Here is a 7,514-nt window from a genome sequence, read left to right on the forward strand (position 1 = left end):
CTTAGTTCCACTAAGCGAATTGGTAGAGTCTGCTTACGCAAGGTATTGAACCGCCGTGTACGGAACCGTACGCACGGTGGTGTGAGAGGTCGACTAGTCAAATAATGGCTAGTCTCCTACTCGATTTTGACAGAATTTATATTTTGTGTATTATAGACTAACTAAGAATAAAAAATATAACCCAAATATCACCTACAAACGAACTTAAATTAAGATTATTGAGATGAATTGACCGAACTGAGACTTTTGCATGATAAGAATGAAATTATAGGAGTAATTCAATGAATGAATATAGTACAACGTCTCAAAGTGAACCAGAATATGATTACAATTATTTAACTACAATTATAAATCAAATCAGTCACGATTCAGTTTTTGTTGAAAGGAACTATTATCCTGGAAAACTCGGCGCTATATATAGTAGAGAAAAAACAGAGTTCAAATTATGGGCTCCAACTGCATCACAAGTTGAAATTTTAATTTATGATGGTCATTACGGTGTATTAAAAGAAAATATTGTAATGGCGCGGTCTAAAGACGATAAGATATTTACCCATACAATTGAAGGAGATAACCATGGTCTAACGTATCGTTACCGGTTAACATTTTTTGATGGTAGAGTAAATACGTCAAATGATCCATATGCGAGAGCTGTGACTGTCAATGGCCAACGCTCAGTTGTTGTTGATTTAGACAGAACGAATCCTGATAACTGGGGAGAAAGAATGCCCAAGATGGATGATATTAGTAAAGCAGTGATTTATGAACTGCATTTGCGCGACTTCACAGTAGACTCGGATAGCGGTGTCACTCATAAAGGAAAATTTCTTGGGGCCATTGAAGAGAATGCAACGAATCCCAACGGCTTATCAACTGGTATCGACTACTTAAAAAAATTAGGTGTGACTCATGTGGAGTTTTTACCTTTATTTGATTACCAAACCGTAGATGAGACCGTCGAAAAGCCACGCGAATATAATTGGGGTTACGACCCACAAAATTATGGTGCACCAGAGGGATCTTATTCAACAAATCCTTATGACCCATTTACGCGAATAAAAGAAATGAAACAAATGATACAAGCCTTTCATGATGCGGGCTTGCGAGTGATTATGGATGTTGTTTATAATCACGTTTATGAAGTGGACAACCATAATTTTCACCTCACTGTACCGGGTTACTTTTTCCGATATAATGACGTTGGACAGTTTACGAATGGAACGGGTGTCGGAAACGATACAGCTTCAGAACGTTATATGATGCGCAAGTACATTGTTGACAGTGTATCTTATTGGGCTAAAGAATATCATATCGATGGTTTCCGGTTTGACTTAATGGGAATCCATGACACAACCACTATGAATACCGTGCGGAAAGCATTGGATGAAATTGATCCAAGTATCTTACTTTTTGGTGAGGGCTGGGATTTATACACACCCTTAAGTGAAAATATGGTAGCCAATCATAATAATGCAGTATTGATGCCAAGAGTCGGCCAATTTAATGATGGACTACGAGAAGCATTAAAAGGAAATGACTTTGAAGCAACAGCTCGAGGCTTTATTAATGGAGCTTGGCATATGGAACAACAAGTCGCTCAAAATGTCTTGGCAGGTGTTGATTTTGGTTCATACAACGATCCTCAACAAGTGATTCAATACGTTGAAGCGCATGACAACTTTACCTTGTATGATAAATTAAGAGCAGCAGATCCAGATTTAGATGAGAATACCATTACGAAACGCCATGAATTAGCGACGACAATTATTCTGTTATCACAAGGAATACCTTTCATTCATGCGGGTCAAGAATTTCTTAGAACAAAAAAAGGCGTCCGAGATAGTTATAATAAACCAGATGAAATTAACAAACTTGAGTGGTTAAGACAAGATGCGTATCGTGAGTCAGTCGAGTTAGTTAAAAACCTTATTAAATTAAGAAATCAAGAACCTTTATTCCATTTATCAACTTATAAAGAGATTAAAGAAAGAATTGAAGTAACTAGAGCAGATTACCAAATTGTTCAATTAACTTATAAAGGAGACGGCTATAAGCTGTTTGTAACCTTTAATGCTCAAGGGAATATGTTAAATGTTCCAGTTAAAAAAGGTGAGTACATTAAAAAAGTGACTAATCGTCGTGTTTATCTTGAAGATGACAATTTAACAGGGGAAATTGATAATATACTTATCGATTCTTACACCACTTTAGTCTTAAAGAAATTCGACTAATCACTCATTTATAGAACAGACCACTACATTTGTTAGATGTATCTTTACAAATATAGTGGTTTTTTTGTGCAGTTTTTAAGACTCATGAAGAATATGTAACCTAAGTTGTTATATCGTTTTACCCTAGAATGTTCGTGTTTTTAAAAGAGATTAAATTGAAAGCGTAAGTAAAAGTGTTTTTTTGGAAAAATTATTACGATTCATTCTGCTACTATGGTATATTTTAAGTATAGATAAACATATTTTATGTGGCAGTGGATAAAGATAATTACCAGTCGTTATATTTCTATATTAGAATTATGAGCGAAGTCATTAAGAAAAGTGTTTGAAAGCTATTAAAGAAAGGGGTAAGATGATGCGATTCAATGATAGAGAAGAAGCAGCAAAGCAATTAACAGAAAAGATAAAGGTGGACGAGCCAAAAAATACAATTGTATTGGCAATGCCACTTGGTGGAGTACCATTAGGACTGACAATAGCCGATGAATTTAATATTCCTTTAGATGTCATCTTAGCCAAAAAGATAGGTCATCCGATGAATTCAGAATTTGCGATTGGAGCGATGGCAGAAGGTGGCGAACCACTAATGAATGACGATATTCACGTGAGTTCGACTTGGTTAGAGAAGCGAGTGAAACAAATTACGGACGAGATTGATCGTCGTCGAGCGATTTATAGCGAAGTGATTGAGAAACAATCATTGACCGACAAACATGTTATCCTAGTTGACGATGGAATTGCGACTGGGCATACAATGTTTGCGGCAATCGAGTCTGTCCGCTCTAAAAAACCACTAAGTATTAGTGTGGCAGTTCCAATTATTCCAGAAGACACTTTCAAAGCTCTTGAAAAAGTCGTTGATAATATTTACTACGTACAAATTCCGGAAGCATTTTTAGGTTCAGTTAGCGCCTATTATGAAAACTTCCCGCAATTAGATGACTACAAAGTCGAACAATTATTAGGCAATCAATCTATTTAATTAATAAAGCATCCCTTTCTAAATATAGATTGGGATGCTTATGTTTACAAACATTCTAATACGTGTTAGATTAAGTTGGGGCAGATTTAATAAATATAAAGGGCGGTATAAAAGTTGGAAGATAAGACAGTTCAGTTATTTAAAGACGCAATGGCAAATTACCCCTCAGGCGTTGTGATTGTTACGACGACAAATGATGAAGGACTCCCTGTGGGCATTGCTGCTAACTCTTTCACATCACTTTCGATAGACCCGCTATTAGTATTATGGTCAATCGGTAATAAGTCATCATCTTATGATATATTCAATCATAGCAAGCAATTTGCTGTTCATTTATTAGCTGGAAGCCAACCGGAACTTGTAAATATTTTTTCGCGCAAAGATATTGATCGCTTCGCACAGATTGAGTGGAGCTTTTCAGAAAGTGGCTTACCTATTATTGAAGGCGCTTATGCGACGTTTGAATGCGATACCTTTGAAACAATAGTGGCGGGCGACCATGCGATTATTACCGGAAGCGTCAAGCACATCACAACAAATATTCAAAATCCATTGCTATATCACCAAAGAAGAGTCGGACCGTTACCACTCACATTTCATGGAAATATATAGATAGACACCTCGAGTTACTTAAACGTTTCTCGAGTTTTTTGTCGACCTCTGAATTAATTGACTGAAATTAAATATATTTAAAATGTTGGTAATACTATATTGTTAAGGTTATCAGCTTAAATAAATAAAAAATATTTTGACAAATGGCCTTCTATAAGATAAAGTAATATAGCTTTTAGAAAATAATTAAAAGGAGTATAAACATACAGGATAGCGCCAGGCCTTAAATATAAGGTGACGAGGATTGAACTTATCGAGATTTCGGCGGATGGTTCAAGGTAGTGTAATCTTTAGAGTTAATAAAAACCATTGTGTAAATATTGGTACAGAGATTAACTTACACACCTAAAAGCAAAATAATTAGGTGAAAAGAGGAAATAAATCAATGTGTGGAATTGTAGGATTTATTGGAGAAGGTAACGTACAAGAAGTTTTAATTGGTGGTTTAGAAAAATTAGAATACCGTGGATATGATTCAGCAGGAATTTTTGTTGTTGATAAAGAAGCCAATGGGCATCTATTTAAAGAAGAAGGTCGCATTGCGAAATTAAAAAGCGAAGTCAACTTTGATTTACAATCTGTAGTTGGAATTGGACATACACGTTGGGCTACTCATGGACCAGCAGCAACTTATAACGCTCATCCACATCGCTCAGCCAACCAACGATTTGTTCTTGTTCATAACGGTGTTATTGAGAATTATAAAGAGATTAAGGAAGAATATTTACAAGGTGTTGAATTATCTTCTGATACAGATACTGAAGTGGCGGTTGCTTTAATTGAATATTTTGTAGAAGCGGAAGAATTATCAACGAAAGAAGCCTTTAAAAAAGCTCTATCAGTGATCAAAGGTTCGTATGCTTTTGGTTTAGTAGATCAATTAGATCCAAACGTTCTTTATGCTGCTAAAAATAAAAGTCCTTTATTGATTGGTAAAGGTGATGGCTTCAATGTCATCGTCTCAGATGCGATGGCAGCCATTGAACATACAAATGAGTATATCGAAATTAAAGATAATGAAATGATCACAATTACTCAAGATAACGTAATCATCGAAGACGTTGAAGGTAATGTTATTGAGCGTGAGTCATATATTGCCGAATTAGATGCCAATGATTTAGAAAAAGGTGCTTATCCTTTCTATATGATTAAAGAAATTGATGAACAACCTGCAGTATTACGCCGTTTGGTTCAAGAATATCAAAATGACCAGCACGAGTTTGAAATCGATACAGATTTAACAGATGACTTGTTAAACAGTGACCGTGTGTACGTTATCGCTGCAGGTACAAGTTATAATGCGGGTTGGGCAAGTAAAGCCATCATGGAAAAAGTAGCTAAAATCCCAACTGAAGTACATTTAGCAAGTGAATTTGCTTACGATATTCCATTACTAAGCGAAAAACCGTTCTTTATCTTCTTAACTCAAAGTGGTGAGACGGCAGATAGTCGCCAGGCCTTAGTGAAAGTGAATGAATTAGGTCATCCATCATTAACAATTACAAATGTTAAAGGATCTACACTTTCACGTGAAGCAAGTCATACTTTATTACTTCATGCTGGGCCTGAAATTGCAGTTGCTTCAACAAAAGCTTATACTGCTCAAATTACAGTGATGGCAATTTTAGCGGATGCGCTTCGTGCATTAAAATCTGAAGAAGCATCGTTTGATATGGCTAAAGAAATTGGTCTTGCAGCTTCAGCAATGGAATCAATCTTATCAGAACGCGATGATATAAAAACTTGGGTTGACTCAAACTTAATGGAAACACGTAATGCTTTCTATATTGGACGTACTGCAGATTATTACGTAGCGATGGAAGCGGCTTTGAAATTAAAAGAAATTTCTTATATCCAAACTGAAGCATTTGCCTCAGGAGAATTAAAACATGGTACCATTGCTTTAATCGAAGAAGGTACACCAGTCATTGCTTTGATTAGTGGCGAACTAACTTCAGCTCATACTCGCGGTAATATCGAAGAAGTAAAAGCTCGTGGAGCGAATACGATGGTGATTTCAACACATGCTTTATCTAGAGAAGATGATCAATTCATTGTTTCTAACTTGAACGAGTTATTAGCACCGCTAGTTATGGTGGTTGTAACACAGATGATTGCATACTATACAGCCTTAGGTCGCGGTCTAGATGTGGATAAACCACGTAACCTTGCTAAAAGTGTAACAGTTGAATAAGCTTTATTTAAGTAAACCTTAATAATCATTGCTAAAGGCCTGTATAATAGGTACAATAAGAGACAGTGTGTAAAATATTGTATTGTACTGGAGATATGGATTTGGAAAAAGAAAAAAATGTATTATTTAGTGAGATTACTGCAAACCCGGCACCTTTAGGGTTAATGGGCTTTGGTATGACAACAATACTGTTGAACATTCATAATGCAGGATTCTTTCCACTAGATTCAATGATCCTAGCTATGGGAATTTTTTACGGTGGTACGGCACAAGTTGTTGCGGGTATTATGGAATTTAAGAAGAATAATACATTTGGAACGACAGCTTTCACTTCATACGGATTTTTTTGGATGGCTTTAGCAGCTCTGAACATCCTTTCAGAAATGGGATATGGAGTACCAGCTAATTCACTTTCAATGGCTGCATTTTTATTTATGTGGGGCTTCTTCACATTGTTTATGTTTATCGCTACTTTACGCATCTCAAAAGCATTACAAGTAGTCTTTGGAACATTGACACTTTTATTCTTCTTATTGGCAATCGGTAACTTTACCGGATCGACTTTAATCTTAATAATCGCAGGTTATGAAGGAATCATTTGTGGATTTACTGCAATTTATGCAGCAATGGCACAAGTAATTAATGAAACATATGGTAAAGTCGTATTACCAATTGGCGAAGTACAATAAGTAATTAAGTTTATAATTGGGCTACTTTTGATCAGTAATTTACTGATTCAAGGTAGCCTTTTTCGCATTATTTCGAACAATATAATGAAAGGGATTTCTCTCGACATCCCCATTCATTATACACTTTGAACAGATAGTCACTTTGTCAATTTTAAAGGAGCACATTGTAATGAGGCAATTAGTTTCAGCTCTATGGTTTGATAAGGAAGCAGAAGAAGCGGGTAATTTTTATACGTCGATATCTGAAAATTCAAGGATTATACGCAGAGAAACTTTTAAAGATACACTTATTGGTGATTATGAATCTATGGATTTTGAATTGAAAATTTATCATTTGAAGCATTTAATGATAGTGAACACGCTGGTTTTAACTCATCAATATCGATCATGGATTCGATGGATACAGCTAAAGAAGTTGATGCTTTATATGCGAAGTTATCCGTCGGTGGTGTTGATCTAATACCGTTAGATAGTTGTCCTTATAGGGAACGTTATGCCTGGGTTCAGGACAAGTACGGTGTGACATGACAAATTATGGTTGATGAAAATAGTGCGGTAAATCAAAAGCTCAAGTTAAATTTATTATTTAGTGGTGAGAGTTGTTGAAAGGCAGAAGATGCTTTAAATTATTATCATGAAGTTTTTAACCAATCAGAAATCGAAGCGGTATCTTATTATAATTTGATTTGTCAAATTAAGCTAGACAAAACTGCTTCATCTAAGTAACTCAAAAATACTTCCAACGGTGTTCGGTAGTGTAAGGATTTCCGTGGAATCGTGTTCCGTTTGTGTGCAATCGATGACAC

6 protein-coding genes and 2 pseudogenes are annotated in these 7,514 nt (G+C 35.7%); 7 read left to right on the plus strand and 1 reads right to left on the minus strand.

Translation table 11 applies throughout. The features are described from left to right. Positions 1–281: 281 nt before the first annotated feature. The 7 genes and pseudogenes from pulA to ACEN4N_RS10685 all read left to right on the plus strand — a co-directional run bounded on the left by pulA (position 282) and on the right by ACEN4N_RS10685 (position 7,236). On the plus strand, positions 282–2,231 hold the full coding sequence (gene pulA / locus ACEN4N_RS10655; RefSeq protein ID WP_407094212.1) for a type I pullulanase: 1,950 nt from the start codon (positions 282–284) through the stop codon (positions 2,229–2,231). Positions 2,232–2,583: 352 nt separating this feature from the next. Then, positions 2,584–3,213, plus strand: a complete 630-nt coding sequence (locus ACEN4N_RS10660; protein WP_407089908.1) for a phosphoribosyltransferase — start codon at positions 2,584–2,586, stop codon at positions 3,211–3,213. A gap of 114 nt (positions 3,214–3,327) precedes the next feature. After that, positions 3,328–3,825, plus strand: a complete 498-nt coding sequence (locus ACEN4N_RS10665) for a flavin reductase family protein (RefSeq protein ID WP_407089907.1) — start codon at positions 3,328–3,330, stop codon at positions 3,823–3,825. 385 nt (positions 3,826–4,210) lie between these two features. Continuing rightward, positions 4,211–6,019: a glutamine--fructose-6-phosphate transaminase (isomerizing) gene (glmS, locus tag ACEN4N_RS10670; protein WP_218930002.1), complete on the plus strand. Its 1,809-nt coding sequence runs from the start codon at positions 4,211–4,213 to the stop codon at positions 6,017–6,019. Between the two features lie 101 nt (positions 6,020–6,120). Next, entirely contained in the window at positions 6,121–6,708 is a 588-nt protein-coding gene (locus ACEN4N_RS10675) for an acetate uptake transporter (RefSeq protein WP_407089906.1), read from the plus strand. A 169-nt stretch (positions 6,709–6,877) separates the two neighbouring features. Beyond that, positions 6,878–6,985, plus strand: a pseudogene (locus ACEN4N_RS10680) (VOC family protein); the annotation flags it as partial. A gap of 41 nt (positions 6,986–7,026) precedes the next feature. Further along, positions 7,027–7,236 carry a VOC family protein gene (locus tag ACEN4N_RS10685; protein ID WP_138405473.1) on the plus strand — a complete coding sequence of 70 codons (210 nt, stop codon included), beginning with the start codon at positions 7,027–7,029 and terminating at the stop codon, positions 7,234–7,236. A 161-nt stretch (positions 7,237–7,397) separates the two neighbouring features. On the opposite strand, the pseudogene ACEN4N_RS10690 reads toward ACEN4N_RS10685, so the two are convergent. After that, positions 7,398–7,514 (minus strand): annotated as a pseudogene (locus ACEN4N_RS10690) (IS30 family transposase); the annotation flags it as partial.

It is taken from the genome of Ruoffia sp. FAM 20857 (assembly GCF_045528645.1).
Classification (GTDB): Bacteria; Bacillota; Bacilli; order Lactobacillales; family Aerococcaceae; genus Ruoffia; species Ruoffia halotolerans.

Bases quoted from the DNA above. Each gene is read 5' to 3' on its own strand.
- pulA (WP_407094212.1), top strand. From the start codon at position 282: ATGAATGAATATAGTACAACGTCTCAAAGTGAACCAGAATATGATTAC.
- ACEN4N_RS10660 (WP_407089908.1), top strand. From the start codon at position 2,584: ATGATGCGATTCAATGATAGAGAAGAAGCAGCAAAGCAATTAACAGAA.
- glmS (WP_218930002.1), top strand. From the start codon at position 4,211: ATGTGTGGAATTGTAGGATTTATTGGAGAAGGTAACGTACAAGAAGTT.